General features: G+C 63.4%; 16 protein-coding genes, 1 other RNA gene and 1 pseudogene. 7 read left to right on the top strand and 11 right to left on the bottom strand.

Going from position 1 to position 20552, the window contains the following annotated elements; translation table 11 throughout:
* Nucleotides 1-382 precede the first annotated feature (382 nt).
* The gene (locus EB815_RS18410; RefSeq protein ID WP_056573302.1) at nt 383-1498 is read left to right on the top strand and encodes a cystathionine gamma-lyase; all 1116 of its coding nucleotides are present in this window, start codon (nt 383-385) and stop codon (nt 1496-1498) included.
* An 8-nt stretch (nt 1499-1506) separates the two neighbouring features.
* On the opposite strand, the gene EB815_RS18405 is transcribed toward EB815_RS18410, so the two are convergent.
* The 7 genes from EB815_RS18405 to EB815_RS18375 all read right to left on the bottom strand — a co-directional run bounded on the left by EB815_RS18405 (nt 1507) and on the right by EB815_RS18375 (nt 5477).
* Nucleotides 1507-1743, bottom strand: coding sequence for a type II toxin-antitoxin system RelE/ParE family toxin (locus tag EB815_RS18405; protein WP_348626812.1), 237 nt, complete (start codon nt 1741-1743; stop codon nt 1507-1509).
* Entirely contained in the window at nt 1643-2080 is a 438-nt protein-coding gene (locus tag EB815_RS18400) for a ribbon-helix-helix domain-containing protein (RefSeq protein ID WP_244494104.1), read from the bottom strand. Before EB815_RS18400 ends, EB815_RS18405 begins: the two co-directional genes overlap by 101 nt.
* Before the next feature lie 164 nt (nt 2081-2244).
* Nucleotides 2245-2643: RNase P RNA component class A (rnpB, locus tag EB815_RS18395), an RNA gene on the bottom strand.
* A 77-nt stretch (nt 2644-2720) separates the two neighbouring features.
* On the bottom strand, nt 2721-3428 hold the full coding sequence (locus tag EB815_RS18390; RefSeq protein WP_056573308.1) for a lytic transglycosylase domain-containing protein: 708 nt from the start codon (nt 3426-3428) through the stop codon (nt 2721-2723).
* 212 nt (nt 3429-3640) lie between these two features.
* A complete protein-coding gene (locus EB815_RS18385; RefSeq protein WP_056573311.1) occupies nt 3641-4396 on the bottom strand; it encodes an N-acetylmuramoyl-L-alanine amidase in 756 nt (251 codons plus the stop codon).
* A complete protein-coding gene (locus tag EB815_RS18380; RefSeq protein ID WP_056573535.1) occupies nt 4393-5112 on the bottom strand; it encodes a J domain-containing protein in 720 nt (239 codons plus the stop codon). The genes EB815_RS18385 and EB815_RS18380 overlap by 4 nt, the downstream gene beginning before the upstream one ends.
* A gap of 158 nt (nt 5113-5270) precedes the next feature.
* The gene (locus tag EB815_RS18375) at nt 5271-5477 is read right to left on the bottom strand and encodes a hypothetical protein (protein WP_027044745.1); all 207 of its coding nucleotides are present in this window, start codon (nt 5475-5477) and stop codon (nt 5271-5273) included.
* 177 nt (nt 5478-5654) lie between these two features.
* Between EB815_RS18375 and EB815_RS18370 the strand changes: the two genes are divergently transcribed.
* The 3 genes and pseudogenes from EB815_RS18370 to EB815_RS18360 all read left to right on the top strand — a co-directional run.
* Complete coding sequence (locus EB815_RS18370; protein WP_065005565.1) at nt 5655-9596, top strand: hydantoinase B/oxoprolinase family protein; 3942 nt, start codon at nt 5655-5657, stop codon at nt 9594-9596.
* A gap of 32 nt (nt 9597-9628) precedes the next feature.
* Complete coding sequence (locus tag EB815_RS18365) at nt 9629-10927, top strand: DUF3419 family protein (RefSeq protein ID WP_056573317.1); 1299 nt, start codon at nt 9629-9631, stop codon at nt 10925-10927.
* A pseudogene (locus tag EB815_RS18360) lies at nt 10924-11592 on the top strand (class I SAM-dependent methyltransferase); the annotation flags it as partial. The gene EB815_RS18365 and the pseudogene EB815_RS18360, both read left to right, overlap by 4 nt.
* Before the next feature lie 130 nt (nt 11593-11722).
* Here the strand turns inward: EB815_RS18360 and EB815_RS18355 are convergent.
* Nucleotides 11723-13102 (bottom strand): serine hydrolase domain-containing protein, encoded by a 1380-nt coding sequence (locus EB815_RS18355; RefSeq protein WP_056573538.1) that lies wholly within the window; start codon nt 13100-13102, stop codon nt 11723-11725.
* Nucleotides 13103-13390: 288 nt separating this feature from the next.
* On the opposite strand from EB815_RS18355, the gene EB815_RS18350 reads away from it, so the two are divergent.
* Together EB815_RS18350 and EB815_RS18345 are read left to right on the top strand one after the other, a co-directional pair.
* The gene (locus EB815_RS18350) at nt 13391-14191 is read left to right on the top strand and encodes a glycoside hydrolase family 25 protein (protein WP_056573324.1); all 801 of its coding nucleotides are present in this window, start codon (nt 13391-13393) and stop codon (nt 14189-14191) included.
* A 297-nt stretch (nt 14192-14488) separates the two neighbouring features.
* Nucleotides 14489-15667 carry a lytic murein transglycosylase gene (locus EB815_RS18345; RefSeq protein WP_056573329.1) on the top strand — a complete coding sequence of 393 codons (1179 nt, stop codon included), beginning with the start codon at nt 14489-14491 and terminating at the stop codon, nt 15665-15667.
* 78 nt (nt 15668-15745) lie between these two features.
* On the opposite strand, the gene EB815_RS18340 is transcribed toward EB815_RS18345, so the two are convergent.
* Entirely contained in the window at nt 15746-16966 is a 1221-nt protein-coding gene (locus tag EB815_RS18340; protein WP_056573332.1) for an alanine racemase, read from the bottom strand.
* Nucleotides 16967-17191: 225 nt separating this feature from the next.
* On the opposite strand from EB815_RS18340, the gene EB815_RS18335 reads away from it, so the two are divergent.
* A complete protein-coding gene (locus tag EB815_RS18335) occupies nt 17192-18109 on the top strand; it encodes a DMT family transporter (RefSeq protein ID WP_056573335.1) in 918 nt (305 codons plus the stop codon).
* A gap of 428 nt (nt 18110-18537) precedes the next feature.
* On the opposite strand, the gene metF is transcribed toward EB815_RS18335, so the two are convergent.
* Together metF and EB815_RS18325 are read right to left on the bottom strand one after the other, a co-directional pair.
* A complete protein-coding gene (gene metF / locus EB815_RS18330) occupies nt 18538-19455 on the bottom strand; it encodes a methylenetetrahydrofolate reductase [NAD(P)H] (protein WP_056573340.1) in 918 nt (305 codons plus the stop codon).
* A complete protein-coding gene (locus tag EB815_RS18325) occupies nt 19455-20477 on the bottom strand; it encodes an ArsR/SmtB family transcription factor (protein WP_056573343.1) in 1023 nt (340 codons plus the stop codon). The genes metF and EB815_RS18325 overlap by 1 nt, the downstream gene beginning before the upstream one ends.
* Between the last annotated feature and the right edge of the window lie 75 nt (nt 20478-20552).

Raw genomic sequence — 20552 nt, 5'->3', positions numbered from 1 at the left:
GCCGCACCCCTCTTCATTGTCTCGCACGCGCCGCCGCAGCGCGTTTCCTGCCCCGCATCAGCCGCGTCCACACAGGCAAAAATCGGCAAAAGCGCAGCCGCCGCGGCTGCCCGATTGGCGTACGCTTTACACTGACGCGGAACGAAGGCTTTGATGTCTGAATGGGATATCATGGGGTACTATGGGCGTCAACGGGAATAGGCTTCACAAACACGCGCATCGCGACCAATCCGAGCAGCCTTGACGGCACGTCTCGTCTTTATGGTCTATTAAGCCTAACGAAGCGTTTAGAGCCCTCTGGCCCAAAAGACCTGGGCTTGCCGCGGATCACCCGCCCGCATAGCGTCGAGCGACGTCTTCCGCCCAAAACAAGGATCAAGCCATGTCCGAGACGGCAAAGTCACGCGCCGCCGAACTGTCCCATTTGCGCAGCCGCGATTTCGCCGACGGCGACCCGATCCCCTTGCCGCTGACCATGGCTTCGATCTTTCACACGCCGGGCGTCGAGACCGGCATCGATCAATATGGCCGTTACGACAATCCGACCTGGCGTGCCGTGGAACATGTGCTCGGCCATCTGGAAGATGCGCAATGCGTGAGTTTTCCCTCCGGAATGGCGGCAATTTCGTCGGTGTTTTTCGCGCTCCTGAAATCGGGCGATCGCGTGCTCCTGCCGGCGGACGGCTATCACGCCACGCGTGCGATGGCCGAACGCTTCCTGACGCCGCTCGGCATGGTTTGCGACACCAGGCCGACGCCGACCTTCCTTGATGGCGGCTTCGCAGGCTATTCGCTTGTCTTCGTGGAAACCCCGTCCAATCCGCGGCTGGACATTTGCGACATCTCGGCCATCGCCAAGGCTGTCCACGAACAAAACGGGGTTCTTGTCGTCGACAACACGACGATGACGCCGTTCGGCCAGCGCCCGCTCGACTTCGGCGCCGATATCGTCGTCTCCGCCGACACCAAGGCGGTCAACGGGCACTCGGACGTGCTGTTCGGCCACGTCGCCAGCCGGAACGCCGACATCGTCACCAAGGTGACGGACTGGCGCGCAATGGCCGGCGGCATTCCCGGACCGTTCGAAGCGTGGCTGGTGCATCGCGGCCTCGAAACACTCGAGGTGCGCTTCGACCGCATGTGTTCTTCGGCCGAAACGATCGCGCAACGGCTGAAGGAACACCGCGCGGTGCGTGGCCTGCGTTTTCCCGGTTTGAACGGCGACCCCTCGCACAACCTTGCCCGCGCCCAGATGGAGCGCTTCGGCTTCCTCATTTCCTTCGAACTCGCCTCGGAGGAGAAGGCCGAGGATTTCATCAACAATTGCCCGCTGATAGAGGCCGCGACCTCCTTCGGCGGCGTCCACACCTCAGCCGAGCGGCGTTTGAAGCGAGGCGATGCGGTGCCGCCGGGCTTCGTCCGCCTTTCGGTCGGCTGTGAGCCGGTGGAAGAGCTTTGGAAGGCCATCGAGACGTCGCTGGACAGGATCAGCCGCTGACGAACCAGTCACGCACCGAGGTCGTCAGCCTCGATGTTGCGATGGCCGTGCAGCACGCGGACGATTTCGATCGCGTCACCGCGGACCCGATAAAGAATAAGATAGTCACCGAGGACCAGGTGACGGATGCCTGGCGCGATATCCTCACGTGGCGCGCCTGGGAAGGGATAGGTGGCCAGTTGCTGCCACCGTGCCTCGATGCGGTCGAGTTGTCGATCGGCTGCAGTCTCGCTGTCGTCGGCAATATGTTGCCAAATCGCAATCAGATCTTCTTCTGCGCGTGCGCTCCGGACAATGGGCAACAGATTCCTGCTGCGTCGTCAGAACGCAAGCGCCTCCGCGCCTCGGCCTTGATGTCATCCATGGACGCGAATCGACCCGGTCCGCTGTCGATCCCCCCTGCACCAGTTTGCGCAATTCCTCGACCGTGTAGCCGAGCAGGTCGCGACGATCCTTCCATTGCCGCAGCGCGTCGCGGATGACCTCGCTCGCCGAGGCATATTCGCCGGCGGCGACCACATCGTCCACCGCTTGCGCCAGTTCCGGGGAAAGCGTGATGCTGCGCTTGTCGACCTGTCCCATGACGGGGCTCCTGATATCGTTCTCGAACCATGGTACGATTAATCGCACCAGCTTCAAGCGACTGGCTGAGCCGGGCCTATGGACAAACATTTGAAAAGGCTTGAATCGACAGGCGCGCCCGAGGGCGCAACCTGCTGATCTCAAAGGATTCTTTTCGAGGCGAAACTGCCAGCTGGCCTGTAAGCCGGGTTCTGTATGGCCCTCGCCTCTTGCGGGACGAGAACGTGGCGGCCATTCATCTTGGGCGCATGTTGCCATGCGCCTCACGCAACCTACCCGGACGGTGAGCCGGAAACAGCCCTCGAGGGTTTCCCCTCGCACCGCCCCTATTCGGTTTTGCTCCCGGTGGGGTTTACCGTGCCGCTCCTGTTGCCAGTCGCGCGGTGGGCTCTTACCCCACCCTTTCACCCTTACCCCGACAAGTCGTGGCGGTTTGCTTTCTGTGGCACTTTCCCTGGGGTCGCCCCCGCCGGCCATTAACCGGCACCGTGTCTCCATGGAGCCCGGACTTTCCTCACTCGCGGCCTTTCGGCGTTTGCGAGTGCGGCCGCCCAGCCAGCTGGCAAGGCGTATAAAGGGGTTCAGCCGGGAAAACGCAAATGAAAAAGCCGGCTTGTCCGCCGGCTCTCGCAACTTGCGGTCAAAGCGCCGCCATCTGAACCTTGACCTTGCTGCAATAGGCGGCCGAGATGGGGTTCATGCGCGTCGCGGCATGGCCAGCATTGTATTTCAGGATCGTGCCGCAGGTCGTGCCACCGCCAAGATTCTGCGCCAAGGCGAGGTACTTCATGCCGTATTTGATGTTGGTGTCGGGATCGAACAGGCCTTTGGCCGAGCCGTTATAGCCCATCATCCGCGCCGTCGCCGGCTTGATCTGCATCAGGCCGATCTCGCCGGCGCCGCCGACCATGTTCGGCCGGTAGTTGCTCTCGATCTTGATGACGGCGTGCGCCAGCGACACCGGAACGCCGTAGCTTGCCGCATAGCGGGCAACGATCGCTGAATACTGGCCGCCGCTGGCTACCGCCGCCGTCGACGCGGCGACATTCCTGAGGCCGATCGAGGCCGTCGTCGTCATGTCGATGGTCTTGCGGCCACGCTTCGTCTGCCTTTTGGGGGTGGATTTCTGCGCCTTGGCCCAGCTGGCCTTTTCCACCTTGGCGGAAGCCTGCTTCGTCGTTGCCTTCGCACTCTTGCTGCTTTTGGCCGAAATGGCCTTGCCCTTGGCGGTCGCAATGACCACCCCCTGATCGGCCCGTGGGCTCAACGGCGCGGCGTCAGCCGCACTGAAGGCAAAAGTCATTACGCCGGCAGCAAGAGCTGCCGTTACAACGGTCAATTTCTGCATGTGATCCTGTTCTGTCTGGACCGTTCGAAGATCTTCGCACGGCGCGGCTTGATTAGTATCGGAACATCCGGGGGGAAAGACGTCCGACAAACTGTACGAATTGCCCTTTGAAGCCCGATTTGGCGCCAATGAAGGCGAGGCAAGTCACTTTGAGTGACAGTTTGTAACCTGATTCAGGGAGAAGATTACTTGGGCAGCGCCTTGACCCTGGGTCAGCCGCTTATGGAAGCAAGCAATTTTTGCAGCGTGCGCATCGTCGAGCCGTCGGCCAGCCCGTCAACCAGGCGGGGTCGGAAATGCCGTTGGAAGGCCTCGACGACAATCCTTGTCTGGTGGTCGAAAATGCCCGATATCTCAACACCATAGCCATAGAGCGCCAGCATCGACTGCAGTGCCTCGACATCGGCACCGTTTTCGCCGGGCTTCAGCGCGGCTCCGCGCCTGACGGGTGCCGCCGGCACCAGATGGCCGACACCGGCCTCGAACAGAGCAGTCCACGGGAACTTCTCGCCCGGATCGATCTTGCGACCCGGCGCCACATCGGAATGCGCCAGCACGCGCCTGGCGGGGATCGCATGCCGCCCGGCAATCCCCTTGCACAGGCCGATCACCGCATTGATCTGGCGACGGCGGAAGCCGGGATAGCCCAGCGAATGTCCAGGATTGACGATCTCGATGCCGACCGAGCAGGAATTGATGTCGGTGCGCCCGAACCAGGAGCTCTTGCCAGCGTGCCACGCGCGGTCGCTTTCCCTGACCATCTGCACGATGTGGCCGTTCTCATGGACGAGATAATGCGACGAGACTTCGCTCGCCGGATCGCACAGCCATGCCTCCGCCCCGGCCCCTGTCGCCATGCCGGTATAGTGCAGCACGATCATGTCGGGCTTCAGCATATCGCGCCTTGGCCCGAAATTCGGCGACACCCTGACCTCGGCGCTCGGCTCGTCAGGCAGGAAGCCGCTCATACGTGTCGCAGGCCCCGCTCGATCATTTCATAGGCGGCGTTGATCGCCGCGACCCTGGTCGTCGCGATCTTGATGAATTCCTGCGGCAGGCCGCGCGCGATCAGCCGGTCCGGGTGATTGTCGGAAACCAGCTTGCGATACCGCTTCTTGACCTCCTCGAACGGCTTGCCGCGCTCGATGCCGAGCACGACGTAGGGATCGCCGGCGCCAAGATTGACGTGGCGGGCCAGGATCGATTCGTAATGCGCTTCGTCGATCCGGAATATCTCGGCGATACGGTGCAGGAAGATGCCTTCGCGCTCGTGCACCAGCCCATCGGCCTTGGCGATATGGAACAGGCCGTCGAGTATGTCTTCCAGCATGACGCAATTGGAATGACCGGAACCGCACAGCTGTGCCATGCGCTCGGCATAGGTTTCGAACCCGGCCACGTCCTTCTGGGCGAGATCGAACAGCCTTGCGACGTTGCGCGTCTCCTTCGGCGGCACTTCGAATATTTCCTGGAAGGCGCGCACCTCGTCCTGGGTGACGATGCCGTCTGCCTTGGCCATCTTGGCCGATAGCGCGATCATCGCCACCGAGAAGGCGACGCGGCGGCGCAGATCCGCATCTCCGGAGAATACCGTGCGCACGGCCTCGACGACGTCGGCAACGCCCGACGTCGCTGAAGACGATACCCGAGTGATAAATTCGCCGAGGCGATCCCAAATCGACATGGCCCGCTTCATAGAGCCAACCGGTCCCCGCTATCAAGCCAATAACGGCCTGTCCGGGTCCGTGATCGAGAGGCACTTTGTCGGTCTGGCTACCCCTAGCAAGAAAAGGCCGGCGAAACGCCGGCCCTTCCTCCCAAGACACTTTTACTGCTTACAAACTACTGCGCGGGCGCAGGAGCGGGCGTTGCCGGAGCCGGCTCGGCAGGCTTGGTCGAATTGTCAGCCGGTGCCGCGGGCTTCATCGGCTGCTCGGCAGCCGGCGGATTGGTGCTCTGCGTGGTGGTCTTGTCTGTGCCGCTGTCGCTGCAGGCTGCGACGCCCAGCAGGGCAAGGGCGGACACGGAAGCTAGAATGAGCTTTTTCATAATATCTCTCCTTCAATACACGCCCGAATTGCGTGAGCGCTCGGACAGACAATGCACCACGCGGTCATGAGTTTCGTAACGTTGCGTTTCTGCATGTAACATCAACGGGATGCGTTGCTGCCGGCGCGTTGGCGCATTAACAACGAAACCTGAAACGAAATGCCGGAGACGACAGCCATGGCCGCGAAATGGGATTTCTGGATCGATCGCGGCGGCACCTTCACGGATGTCATCGGCCGTGACCCGCAAGGGCGGCTGCACCCGCGCAAACTGCTTTCGGAAAACCCCGAAGCCTATGCCGATGCCGCCATCCAGGGCATCCGCGACCTGCTCGGCGTTGAATCGGGCGCCACGATCCCATCCGGCCTGATCGGCGATATCAAGATGGGCACCACGGTCGCGACCAACGCGCTTCTGGAGCGCAAGGGCGACCGCGTGCTCCTGCTCATCACCAAGGGGTTTCGCGATGCGCTCAGGATCGCCTACCAGGCGCGGCCCGATATCTTCGCCAAGGAAATCATCCTTCCCGAGCAGCTCTATGAGCGCGTCATCGAGATCGACGAACGCGTGCTGGCCGATGGCTGCGTCGAACGGCTGCTCGACATCGCCGCTTGCCGGCCGGCGATCGAGCAGGCGAAGGCCGACGGCATCGATGCCGTCGCAATCGTCTTCATGCACGCCTGGAAATACCCCGACCACGAGAAGGCGGTGGCAAAGGTCTGCCGCAAGCTGGGTTTCAGCCAGGTCTCGGTCAGCCACGAGGTCTCGCCGCTGATCAAGCTGGTCGGCCGCGGCGACACCACCGTGGTCGACGCCTATCTGTCGCCCATCCTGTCGCGGTATGTGCGGAAGGTCGGGCTGGAGCTCGGCGTCCTCTCCCCTCTCGAGTTGGGGCGATCGGCCGAAGGCCGGGAAAAAGCCAACGATTTGGCTTTTTCAGCAACGAACGCCCGGAACCATAGCGAAGGGCAAGCCGCGAAGCAGCCAGAGGGGGTCCTCTCGGGAGGCAGAACGTTGAGCCCGGTTGAACCGACCCCACCCGGCGGCTTTGCCGCGACCCTCCCCTCAAGGGGGAGGGAAAGTCCCCATCTCATGTTCATGATGTCCTCGGGTGGCCTCACCGCCGCCGACATGTTCCAGGGCAAGGACGCGCTGCTGTCGGGTCCGGCTGGCGGCGTTGTCGGCATGGTCGAGACGGCGAAGCTCGCCGGCTTCGACAAGGTCATCGGCTTCGACATGGGCGGTACGTCCACCGACGTCGCCCACTATGATGGCGAGTACGAACGCGCTTTCGACACGGAGGTCGCCGGCGTGCGCGTCCGCGCCCCGATGATGCGCATCCACACCGTCGCCGCCGGCGGTGGTTCGATCCTGCATTACGAGGCCGGCCGTTTTCGCGCCGGACCGGACTCCGCGGGCGCCAATCCCGGCCCCGCCGCCTACCGGCGCGGCGGCCCGCTGGCCGTCACCGACGCCAACGTGATGCTCGGCAAGCTGCAGCCCGATTTCTTCCCGGCGATCTTCGGTCCCGGCCAGGACCAGCCGCTCGACGTCGGAACGGTGCGCGCGAAATTCGCGGCCCTTGCCGCCGAAATCGGCGATGGCCGCTCGCCGGAGGCGGTTGCCGAAGGCTTCGTCACCATCGCCGTCGAGAACATGGCCAACGCCATCAAGAAGATTTCCGTGCAGCGCGGCTACGACGTCACCGAATATCTGCTGAACTGCTTCGGCGGCGCCGGCGGCCAGCACGCATGCCTGGTCGCCGATGCGCTCGGCATGGAGGCGGTGCTGATCCATCCCTTCTCCGGCCTGCTTTCGGCTTACGGGATCGGCCTGGCGTCCGTCTTTGCCTCGCGCCAGCAGGCATTGCTCAAGCCGCTTGCCGAAGAATCCAGAACGGAGATCGGCAGCCTCATCGCCATCCTGAAAAAGGCCGTCATCGCCGAGCTTGCGGCCCAAGGGATCGCCGAGGACAAGGTTGCGACCAGGCCCGTGCTGCACATCCGCTATGACGGCACCGACACGACACTGCCGGTGAATTTCGAAAGCGACTCGATTTTCCAGGCGAAGCGCGATTTCGAAATCGCCCACAAGGCGCAATTCGGCTTCGTCTATGACGACAAGCCGATGATCGTCGAGACGGTCGGCGTCGAGGGCAGCGAAATAGACGAGAGCAGCGCCGAAGCCTATGCGCCCGCCGGACCTGCGAGGATTGAAGCTGGCGCTTCTGGAACGCGGCGCATCTACACCGAAGGCCGGTGGCATGAAGCCGGCATCCATCGTCGCGAAAACCTGCGCCCATCCAATCTGGTCCCGGGCCCCGCTCTCATCATCGAACCGAACCAGACCATCGTTGTCGAACCGGGCTGGCGGGCCGAAATCACCAACCTCAACCACGTCGTGATCCGCCGCACCGAAAGGAAGGCGCGGGCCGCCGCCCTTGGCACATCGGCCGACCCGGTGATGCTCGAAGTCTTCAACAACCTGTTCATGTCGATCGCCGAGCAGATGGGTGTCACCTTGCAGAACACCGCCTACTCCGTCAACATCAAGGAAAGGCTGGATTTTTCCTGCGCCGTCTTCGACCACACCGGGGCGCTGGTCGCCAACGCGCCGCATATGCCGGTGCACCTCGGCTCGATGGACCGTTCGGTCGAAACCATCATCCGGCTGAACTCCGGCGACATCCACCCCGGCGACGTCTTTGCCCTCAACGCGCCTTATAATGGCGGCACGCATCTGCCCGACATCACGGTGGTGACGCCCGTCTTTTCCCTCCCCCTCGAGGGGAGGGTGGCCGCGCAGCGGCCGGGTGGGGTCCTCTCAGAAGGCACCGCAAGAGCGCCGAGCCCGGTCGATCCGCCCCCCTCCGGCGGCTTCGCCGCCACCTCCCCCTCAAGGGGGGAGGAAATTCTCTTCTACGTTGCCTCGCGCGGCCACCACGCCGATATTGGCGGCACCGCGCCCGGCTCGATGACGCCGCTGGCCACCACGGTGGACGAGGAAGGCGTGCTGTTCGACAATTTCCGCATCGTCGACCGCGGCCGCTTCCGCGAGACGGAACTGCAGACGCTGCTGACCGATCACCCCTACCCGGCCCGCAACCCGCATCAGAACATCGCCGACCTCAAGGCGCAGATCGCCGCCAACGAGAAAGGCGTCGCCGAGTTGCGCAAGATGGTCGCGCATTTCGGCCTTGATGTCGTCGAGGCCTATATGGGGCACGTCCAGGACAACGCCGCCGAAAGCGTGCGGCGGGTGATCGAGCGGCTGCCGGACACGTCGGCCTATGAATACTCCACGGATACCGGCCAGGTGATCAAGGTGAAGATATCGGTCGACCGGCAAAAGCGCGAGGCGACAGTCGACTTCACCGGCACGTCACCTGTCATGAAGAACAATTTCAACGCGCCGGAGCCCGTCGCCCGCGCGGCGGTCCTCTACGCCTTCCGCGTCATGGTCGAGGACATGATCCCGATGAATGCCGGGTGCCTGCGGCCAATCAATATCGTCATTCCCGATGGCTGCATGCTGAAGCCCGCCTACCCCGCCGCTGTCGTCGCAGGCAATGTCGAGACCTCGCAGCATGTCACCAATGCGCTGTTCGGCGCCATGGGCGCCATGGCCAATGCGCAGGGAACGATGAACAATTTGACCTTCGGCAACAAGAAGTACCAGTACTACGAGACGATCTGTTCCGGCTCGCCGGCAGGCCAGATGAATTCCGGCCGCGGCTTTGCCGGCACCTCCGGCGTGCATACCCACATGACCAATTCGCGCCTCACCGATCCCGAGGTGCTGGAACTGCGCTTTCCCGTGGTGCTGGAGGATTTCCACATCCGCGAGGGCTCCGGCGGCAAGGGTAAGTGGGATGCCGGCGACGGCACCAAACGCACCATACGCTTCCTCGAGAAGATGGAATGCGCGATCCTGTCCTCGCACCGCAACCGCCCGCCGCGGGGGCTGGACGGTGGCGGGGATGGCGAGGTCGGCTCGACCAAGGTGCGCCGCAAGGACGGGACGGTCGACGTGCTGAAGGCCTGCGACCAGACCATGCTTGATGCCGGTGAGGCAGTTATCCTGACGACGCCGACACCGGGTGGGTTTGGCAAGCTGTAAAGAACACGTCAACAGCCTGTCACCGGCCTGTCATGACCCTGCGCTACCCGCTTGCGCCAAAGCAAATGGGGAATCACTTTGTCATGACGGACGTCTCCTCGGATCTGGTTTTTCGCCGCGGCAAGGAAGTTGGAAAGGCCGTCTACCAGAACCGCGCGCTTTCCAAAGCCGGCATCTCGGAGCGGCTGTTCGCCCTTCTGTTCTCCGGCCTCGTCTATCCGCAGATCTGGGAAGACCCCGATGTCGACATGGAGGCCATGCAGCTTGGCCAGGGTCACCGCATCGTCACGATCGCTTCCGGTGGCTGCAACATCCTGGCCTACCTCACCCGCTCGCCGGCACGGATCGACGCCGTCGACCTCAACGCCGCGCACATCGCGCTGAACCGCATGAAGCTGGAAGCGGTGCGCCGCCTGCCCTCGCAGGGCGACCTGTTCCGCTTCTTCGGCGCCGCCGACACCAGCCACAATTCGCAAGCTTATGACCGTTTCATCGCGCCGCATCTCGACCCGGTGAGCCGCCACTACTGGGAGCGCCGCAACTGGCGCGGCATCAGGCGCATCGGTGTCTTCGACCGCAATTTCTACCAGACCGGCCTGCTTGGCCTGTTCATCGCCATGGGCCACCGCACAGCCAAATTCTTCGGCGTCAACCCGGCCCGCATGATGGAAGCCAGGAACATCGGCGAACAGCGCCGCTTCTTCAACGAGGAGCTGGCGCCGGTCTTCGACAAGAAGCTCCTGAAATGGGCGACGTCGCGCAAGGCTTCTCTGTTCGGCCTCGGCATTCCGCCGGCGCAGTATGATTCCCTGATCACCTCCGGCGACGGCACCATGGCCAGCGTGCTGAAGGCCCGGCTGGAAAAGCTCGCCTGCGACTTTCCCCTGGAGAACAATTACTTCGCCTGGCAGGCCTTTGCCCGCCGCTATCCAAATCCCGGCGAGGCCGCCCTGCCCGCCTATCTGGAAAAGCAGAACTACGACACCATCCGCGGCAATATCGACCGCGTCGCCATCCACCATGCCAATCTGATCGAATTCCTGGCCGGCAAGGATGCCGGCACGGTCGACCGCTTCATCCTGCTCGACGCGCAGGATTGGATGACCGCTGATCAGCTCAATGCGCTGTGGTCGGAAATCAGCCGCACCGCCTCCGCTGGGGCCCGCGTCATCTTCCGCACAGCCGCCGAACCCAGCCTGCTGCCGGGCCGTGTCTCGACCTCTCTGCTCGATCAGTGGGACTATCAGGACGAGGCGTCGCGCGAATTCTCGGCCCGCGATCGCTCGGCCATCTATGGTGGCTTCCACCTCTATGTGAAGCGCCCGGCATGAGCACGACGGAGCTACCGGCCAGCCCCGAATTCAAGGCCAGCCACGCCGAACTGATGGACGGCGTCTATCGCTGGCAACGCCATATCTACGACCTGACCCGCAAATACTACCTGCTCGGCCGCGACCGGCTGATCGATGGACTGGATGTACCGGCGGGCGGCACCGTGCTGGAACTCGGCTGCGGCACCGGCCGCAACATCATCCTCGCCGCCCGTCGCTATCCCGACGCCCGCTTCTTCGGCCTCGATATCTCGGCCGAGATGCTGGAGACCGCCCGCAAGGCGATCGACCGCGAAGGCCTGTCCGGCCGCGTCACGCTGGCACGGGGCGACGCCACCGATTTCGATGCGGGCTCCCTCTACGGCATCGAGCGCTTCGACCGCGTCTTCGTGTCCTATTCGCTGTCGATGATCCCGGGATGGGAAAAGACGGTGTCGGCAGCCCTTGCTGCGCTGGCCCCCAACGGCTCGCTGCATGTCGTCGATTTCGGTCAGCAGGAAGGCCTGCCCAACTGGTTCCAGACTCTGCTGCGCGGCTGGCTGAGGAAATTTCACGTCTCGCCACGTGAATCGCTGCGCGAGGTTCTGGAATCGGAATCTCGGCGAACCGGCGCAACCTTCCGTTTCCGCACGCTTTATCGCGGCTATGCCTGGCTGGCGGTGATCGGGCCGCGCAACCTTGCCTCCCCCCTCGATGGAGGAGGTCGCGCCGAAGGCGCGGGTGGGGATGAAGCGCTAGGCACCCCACCCCGGCGCTGCGCGCCGACCCTCCCCATCAAGGGGAGGGTAAAGAGAGCTAATGCAGCGCCTTCACCAGCGCACCCACCATCGCCTGCGGGCGATAGCCGAGCTTGGCCGGTGTCAGCCCCAGCCGCACGATCACCAATTGCTCCGACGGAATGATGGTGACCGTCTGGCCGTCATGGCCTTCCATCCAGTAGGTATCCTTGGGCAGGCCTGCCGCGACACCGGCGCCGGGATTTTCCTCGTCGCCCGGCGCCTCGATCCACAACTGGCCCTTGCCGTAGACCTTCGAGGCCGGCGCCGGCTCGCGCATCCAGTCGACGAAGCCGGCCGGCAGGATTTGGTTGCCGTTCCAGACCCCGCCTTGCAGCAGGAACTGCCCGAAGCGGGCCCAATCATGCGCCGTGGCGTAGAGATAGGATGAGCCGACGAACGTGCCCTGCTCGTCGGTTTCGAGCACGGCGCTGTGCATGCCGAGCGGCTCGAACAGCGCCGTGCGCGGCCATGTCAGCGCCTTGGCCTTGTCGCCGATCGCATCCTGCCACAGCCGCGACAGCATCACCGCGGTGCCGCTCGAATAGGAGAACACCTTGCCGACCTCGCCCACCAACGGCTTGGATATGGCAAAGCCCGCCATGTCGGGCTCGAGATAGAGCATGCGCGTGACGTCGGCGACGTCGCCATAATCCTCGTTGAACTGCAGCCCGCTCGACATCGCCATCATGTCGGCAAGGCTGATGGCGGCGCGGCCATCCGCCTTCCACGGCGCGAACAGGCCCTTGTTGTCGACGGCCATCTTGCCGTCCTTGACCAGCGTGCCGATGATGGCGGCGTTCACCGTCTTGGTCATCGACCAGCCAAGCAGCGGCGTCTTGGCGGAAAAACCGTTGCCATAGCGTTCGGCGACGACGCGGCCGTTCTTGACCACGACCAGCGCGCGCATGCCGGTACCGGTCAGCGCCGCGTCGTCCAGCAGCTTGCCGATCACCGGATCCTGCGATGCCTCGACCCGCTCGCCCTCGGGCCACAGCGTGTCCTGGCTGGCAGCCGACGTTTCGCCATGGACCGCCGTGCGCCGCGCCTTGCCGACATCGCCGTCGGGTATCGAGGTGCAGCCCAATCCATCGCGGGAAACCGCCTCGCTTTTGCCGAGGAAGCCAAGCAGGCCGGCGGAGACCGTGCCCCGGTTCTTGTCGACCGAGACCCGCATCAGCCGCAGCAGCGGGTGTCCGGGCGCCTGCACGTCGACGGCAAGCACCTCATTGGGATCGCGCCCGGCTATGAAGACGTTGGAGCAGACGATCTTGGCCGAATAGCCGGAGCCGACGCGGATCAGTTCGGGTGGCGCGATGTAAAGCCAGGCAAACAGCGCGACGACCGCCAGCACGATCAGGCCAAGCACCCATCTGACGATCTTGACGACGATCCGCATCCGCATCCTCCCGGGCTTTCGCCCGACCTTATGTCATCGATTTGCCGCCATTGCTTCCGCAAATCGGGATACTTGTCGAGCGCCGTCAACGGATTATCAACCATGATCGGCGATCACGGGGGATGCATGCCGCCCTAGACCGCATAGCGGTTTTGGGACAACGACATGCACAGAAATGGATATGCTGGGCGATGCTGTGGGGCGATCGCCTGGAGGGGGCTCGACCAGTCGTCGGCCATCGGTTCACAGACCCATCAGCGACCGGCTGATTCCGGCTTGGAAGTTGCGATGCGCCGTCTTGCGGCCCTTTTCATGCTGACACTGCTTGGCGCCTGCTCGACGGTGGACGATCTCTCGCCGCTGTCGCCGTCCGCTTCCAGTAGCCCGACGGTGGCCGTGCGCGCGCCGCGCTTCGCCGATTCCAAGCCGCATGAATGGGACAGTGGCGCGCCCTGGAACTATGCCGTCCACGGCACCGACGTGTCGAAATACCAGACCTCGGTCGATTGGCCGACCGCCAAGGCCAGCGGCATTTCCTTCGCCTTCATCAAGGCGACGGAGGGTGGCGACCGCTTCGATGAGTATTTCAACGAGCACTGGTCGCGCACGAAGGCCGCCGGCGTTCCGCGCGCGGCCTATCATTTCTTCTATTTCTGCACTCCGGCCGCCCAGCAGGCACGCTGGTTCATCCAGAATGTTCCCGTCGACCGATCCGCCATGCCGCCGGTGCTCGACATGGAATGGAACCCGAAATCCCCGACCTGCAGGTTACGACCCGACCCGGCCACGGTGCGCGCGGAAATGACCACCTTCCTCGAAATCGTCGAGCGGCACTACGGCAAGAAGCCGATCATCTACACCTCGGTCGATTTCTTCGACGACAACGAGCTCTCGAGCTTCCGCGGTTACCCCTACTGGCTACGCTCCGTCGCCGGCCACCCGCGCGAGAAGTATGGCAGCCATCCCTTCACCTTCTGGCAGTACACCGGCACCGGCATCGTTCCGGGCATGACCGGCAAGTCCGACATCAACGTCTTCAACGGCAGCGAGGCCGCCTGGAACAAATGGCTGCGGCAGAACACCCGCTGAACCAGGTTCAACGGCAGCGAATCCTCGGCCAAAGCACTCCAGCAGGGTTCCCGTTGAACCGGGTTCAACGGCAGCTAGGTCTTTGATCAAATCACTCCAGCAGGGTTCCCGTTGAACCGGGTTCAACGCCAGCCGAGCCGCCTTGAACAAGGAACTGTGGCAGAAGAACCGTTGACACCGGGCCTGCCGCCTGCTTTTCGACACAGCCAGCGGCAAAAAAGTGCAACCGCTGGTAATTCGGGGCGTTGGGCTTCCAGCCAATCACGACAATGCCCTCTTCGTTTCGGAAGGAAGCTGATGCGACTGCGTTCCCAAGCCCTCGCGGCGCTATTCCTGTGCGCCACGGCCCTGCCGGCGATGGCACAGGAATGCGGCGGCGACTTCGAAACCTGGAAACAGGGCGTGGCGGCGGAAGCCAAGGCGGCCGGTGTCGGCGCCATCGGCCTCGACGCGCTTGAAGATGCCACCTTTGACCAGAGGGCGCTGGCGCGCGACCGCGCCCAGGGCGTCTTCACCCAGACCTTCATCGAATTTTCCAACCGCATGATCTCCGCCTACCGCCTGAAGCAAGGTGCGGCGAACATGAAGAAATACGCCGACATCTTCGCCCGTGCCGACCAGCAGTTCGGCGTCCAGGCGCCTGTCATCACCGCCTTCTGGGCGCTCGAAACCGATTTCGGCGCCGTGCAGGGCGATTTCCACACGCTGAGCGCGCTGGTGACGCTTTCGCATGATTGCCGCCGCCCGCAACTTTTCCGCCAACAGTTGGTGCCGCTTCTGGAGTTGATCGACCGTGGCGTGCTGCCGGCCGACGTCAAGGGCGCCTGGGCCGGCGAAATCGGTCAGACGCAGATCCTGCCTTCGGACTATCTGGCGCGTGGCGTCGATGGCGACGGCGACGGCAAGATCGACCTGCGCAACAGCGTGCCCGACGTGATCATGACCACCGCCAACAAAGTGCTGTCGCGCGGCTGGAAGCGTGACGAACCCTGGATCCAGGAAGTGCGGGTGCCCGATGAGATGCCCTGGGACCAGACCGGGCGCACCAACAAATTGCCGCTGACACAGTGGGCGCAGTGGGGCGTCACCAATCCGGACGGCTCGCCGCTCGTCGACAAGGGCCTCAAGGCCGGCCTTGCGCTGCCCATGGGCCGCAAGGGGCCAGCCTTCCTGACCTATGACAATTTCGATGTCTATCTCGAATGGAACCAGTCCTTCACCTACGCGCTGACCGCGGCCAATCTCGCCGCGAGGCTCGCCGGCGCGCCGCCGCTTGATCCGCGCAACCCCGAACAAGGCCTCGACAACGAGCAGATGAAGGCGCTGCAGACCAAACTCGAAGCCCGGGGCTACGACGTCGGCACTGTCGACGGCATTCTGGGCACCAACACGCGCGAAGCCATCCGCAAGGAACAGATGCGGCTCGGCCTGCCGGTGGACGGCTGGCCGACGCCGGACCTGTTGGGGAAGCTGTGAAGGGAGTGAGTAGTGAGTGGTGGAATTTAGAGAATTCCCTACTGACGACTACTGACTACTGACTACTCACTCTCGTTCCTAATCCGCCATCGTCTCCAAACTCGCGAATCCCTGCGGCGCGTCGCCCTCGTCGAACGGCGTCGTCACCTCGACGAAGGTGTCGGGATAAAAGCCGTTGAAGCGGGTCCTGAGCGACAGCGAATAGGCGCCGATATGGCCGATCTCGATCCAGTCGCCGGTGTCGACGGTTTCCGGCAGCCAGAATGGCCTCGACAGGATATCGACGGAATCGCAGGTCGCGCCGCAGACCTTGAACGGCACGATCTTGCTCTCATCGCCATTGCGGGTCCTGATCGCCGGATCGGGAATGAAGCGCGCCGGCAGCGTGATCTTGCCGGTCCAGGAATCCGACAGCGACGCCCAGATGCCGTCATTGATGTAGAGCCGTTTGCCCTTGCGCAGCAGCACCCGCACGATCAGCGACAGGCAGCGCGCCACGATCACCCTGCCCGGCTCGGCCACCAGCGGCATCTGGTCGAACTGGTACTCTTTCAGGTCGCCGGAAAGCCGCGACATGATCTGGCCGAGCGAGGGCATCTCGATCTGCTTGCGGTTGGGATCATGGCCGTATTCGGCGGGAAAGCCGCCGCCGACGTCGAGCCCCGCAATATCGAAGGCCAGCCGGTTGCGCACCCAGTCGGCCGAAGCCAGCGCCCGCTCATAGGTATCTGGATCCTCGATCTGGCTGCCGACGTGGAAACACAGGCCCACCTTGTAGCCCGTACGGTTCAGCCGTTCCGCCAGTTCCACGGCATAGGCCGGACCGGCGCCGAACTTCTTCGACAGCTCGTAGGCGGCATGCCCCTTGGTCTGCACCCGCACGAACACGCTGACCGAGCCCGGGTCGATGTCGAGTGCCCGCACCACCCGGGTCAGCTTGGTGATCTCGTCCTCATGGTCGAGCGAGATGACGCGGATGCCGTATTTCTCCAGCGCCAGCTTGATATCCGACTGCGCCTTGACCGGGTGCATGTAGAGCATCTCGGCATCGGGCGAGACGGCGCGCACGGCCGCGAATTCGCCGGGTGAAGCGACGTCGAAGGCGGTGACGCCGGCCTCGACCAGCGTCTTCAGCACGATCTGCTCGCCATTGGTCTTGACCGCATAGGCGGTCTTGCCGGGAAACATACCCATGAACTGCCTGGCATCGGCCTTCAGCACCCGCGGGCGGAAGCAATAGACGGGATCGTCCGGGCGAAGCGCCAGAGCCGCCTCGCGGGCATTCTCGAATCGCTGCATTGACGAATCCTCGACTTCAGCCTGCGCACAATTAATCCAAGCTAGCGGCTAATGAAAACAATTCTGTGTCTCGTGCCTTTGACGCAGCGGCGCTAATTTTTGGCGGCATCGTTTGCCGCCGATCAGGTTTCGGGTGGCCCTTGTCGCCGGAACGGATATGCCTTGTGTCTGACCGGCTTGCATCCGGGCCGGCATTACGGCCTGTCTTGGGGGAGGACGATAGACATGGCAATAGCCGCGACATCAGCACCGCGCGGACCGATGACGCTTGCCGACTGGGGGCAATTGCTGCTGCTCGGCGCGATCTGGGGTGGCTCGTTCTTCTTCGCTCGCATCGCCGTGGCCGAACTTCATCCGCTGGTGCTGGTGCTGTTTCGCGTCGCCATCGCGGCGATCGCGCTGCAGCTCTATCTCGGCCTGCGCGGCCCCTCGTTCCGCCTTGCGCTTCCGCATGCCGGCCTGTTCTTCCTGCTGGCCTTCACCAACAACGTCGTCCCCTTCTCGCTGATCTTCGCCGGCCAGACCGAGCTTGGCGCCGGCGTCGCCTCGGTGCTCAACGCAACCACGCCGTTCTGGACGCTGATCCTCGCCAACGCGATGACATCGGACGAAAAGCTTTCCTGGAACAAGCTCGCGGGCATCGCGCTCGGCGTTGCCGGCACCGCCGTGATGATCGGTCCTGGCCTGCTCGCCGGGCTTGGCGGCCCGGTCTGGGCGAAATTCGCGCTGATCGGCGCCTCGCTGTCCTATGGCATTGCGCTGATGATCGCCCGCCGGTTCAAGGGCGTGCCCTCGCCGGTCATCGCCACCGGGCAACTGACCGCCTCGACCATCATCATGATCCCCATTGTGCTCTTCACATACGGCCCGGCCGGACTGTTCTCGGCCTCGCCGCCGGTCTGGGCGGCGGTGCTGGCACTGGCTCTCCTGTCCACCGCCTTTGCCTATATCCTCTATTTCAACCTCGTTGCCTCCGCCGGCGCCACCAACGCTTCGCTGGTCACGCTGATCGTTCCGGCCAGCGCCATGCTGCTCGGTTTTCTGTTCCTCGGCGAACGCCTGGAGTTGTTCGAGATCGGCGGCGTGGTGCTGATCGGACTTGGTCTTCTCACAATCGACGGACGCGTGCTTGGAAGGCGGTAGGCTGAACCGCATTGGCGCGAAAATCGAAATCGACTTCGTGACGGTAGCGCTGCCATGACACGCTCGCGACACCATCCCGCCACAATTTATTCACAGGTCTGAAGCGGGTTTTTGCCCAGAAGTTTCAACGGCTAACGGCAAAACCGACGTCGCAAATCTGGCAATTACGTCGCAATGCAGCACATTTTCCGCTTGCCTGTGGCACAAATGAACCTAGACTCCTAGGCATAGCTCTTTAAGAGGAGGCTATGTCATGGGACTTACGAGGCCAATCAACGCATTGATGATTTGTGCTGCGTTTGCTTTCATCGGCGCCCTCATTATGGGCGTCCTTCCCTGAACCCGCCAAAACGGGGAAGACCAGCACCAGATAGTCCAAGCAATTCGAAAGGCCGGGTTTTACCCGGCCTTTTGCTTTTGGCCCTGCCTCACGCGGCAGCCGAACCCGCCACCTCCGCCTCGTGCGAGCGGATGCCGATCATGTGGCAGATGGCAAAGACGAGGTCGGCGCGGTTCATCGTGTAGAAGTGGAAGTCGCCGACGCCGCGCTCGACCAGGTCCAGCACTTGCTCGGCGGCGACCGCCGATGCCACCAGCGCATGGGTCTGCGGGTCGTTCTGCAGGCCGTCGAAGCGCTCCGCCAGCCATGCCGGCACCAGCGCGCCGCAGCGCGCCGAGAAATTGGCGACCTGGGTGAAATTGTGCACCGGCAGGATGCCGGGCACGATCGGGATGTAGATGCCGGCGCGGCGCGCGCGCTCGACATAGCGCTCGTAGAGATCATTGTCGAAGAAGAACTGGGTGATCGCCCGTGTCGCGCCATTGTCGACCTTGCGCTTCAGCATGTCGATATCGGTGGCGAAGTCAGGACTTTCCGGATGCTTCTCCGGATAGGCCGAGACCGAAATGTCGAAATCGCCGGCGTCCTTCAGCGCTCCCACCAGTTCCGCACCGTTGGCATAGCCGTCCGGATGCGGGCGATAGGCGGTGCCCACGCCAGCGGCCGGATCGCCGCGCAAGGCGACGAAGCGCTTCACGCCCATATCGGCGAATTCCTGGATCACGGCGTCCACCTGATGGCGGGCCGCGTCGACGCAGGTCATGTGCGCGGCCGGCGTGAGGTTCGTCTCGTTCAGGATACGGCTGATGGTGCGCGCCGTGCGCTCGCGCGTCGAGCCGCCGGCGCCGTAGGTCACCGAAACGAATTTCGGCTTCAGCGGCTCCAGCCGCGTGACCGTATCCCAGAGGCGCGCCTCCATCTCGTCGTTCTTGGGCGGGAAGAATTCGAAGGAAACCCGGACCTTGTCGCCAATGTCGGGGCGGCGGGAAAAGCGGAACTGGTTCATCAGGCGATTTCCCCTATCGAACTTACTTTGCTCTGCTGGCTGTCATTGGCAGGATCGGCGATCAGCAGGCGCCGGTCGCGGCCAAGCCACAGCTTGACTGTGAGCCTGGCCTCGTTGCCGCCCCGCGGCTCGAACTCCTGGGCATCCTCGAGATCGAGGCCCGCCTCGGCAAACCACTCGCCGATCTGCCGGTCGGAAAAGCCGAGCCTGACATGCGCGTGCTCGTCACGCAGGAATTCCAGCGTGTGCGGCGCGAAGTCGACGATGACCAGCCGGCCCGACGGGCGCAACAGCCGCGCTGCTTCGTGGATGGCGCGGGCGGGATCGTCGAGATAGTGCAGCACCTGGTGGATGGTGACGAGATCGAAGGCGTCACGCTCCACCGGCGGCGAGAAGATATCGCCCTGCCGCACCTGCGCGTTGGAAACGCCGGCCTTGTCGAGATTGGCGCGCGCAACGGTCAGCATTTCGCGCGACATGTCGATGCCGACGCCGCGCCGGTAGAGCGGCGAGAAGATTTCGAGCAGCCGGCCGGTGCCGGTGCCGAGGTCCAGCATCGACTGGAACGGCCGCTTGCCGACCAGCTTCAGCATCGCGGCCTCGACCGCACGATCCGGCACATGCAGCGAGCGGATATGGTCCCAGCTTGCGGCATTCACGGAAAAATACTCCGCCGCCCGGTCCTGCCGCTTGCGCTTGACCGAGGCCAGGCGCTCGAGATCGCGCTCGACCTGCGGATCGGCGCCGCGAATGCTGGAAACCAGCCCCATGACAAAGTCCCGCGCGGAATCGGCATCCGACAGGCGGAAGAAAGCCCACGACCCCTCCTGGTAACGGCCGATCAGCCCGGCCTCCAGCAAGAGCTTCAGGTGCCGCGAGACGCGCGGCTGCGACTGGCCGAGAATTTCGGTAAGATCGGAAACGGTGAGGTCGCCGCGCGACAACAGTGCCAATATGCGCAGGCGGCTGGATTCGGCCGCCGCCTTCAGCGTATCCACCATGGTGTCGAGCGAGACATGCATCCGCGTATTCTCTTTTCTTTCAGCGCATCAGATTTGAAAAAGATATAAACATATGTTTATGTCGATTTTCAAAAC

This window comes from Mesorhizobium loti (assembly GCF_013170705.1).
In the GTDB taxonomy this organism is placed as follows: Bacteria; Pseudomonadota; Alphaproteobacteria; order Rhizobiales; family Rhizobiaceae; genus Mesorhizobium; species Mesorhizobium loti_D.
Note: the sequence above shows the minus strand (reverse complement) of the source record. Positions and strands in the feature narration are given on the sequence as shown.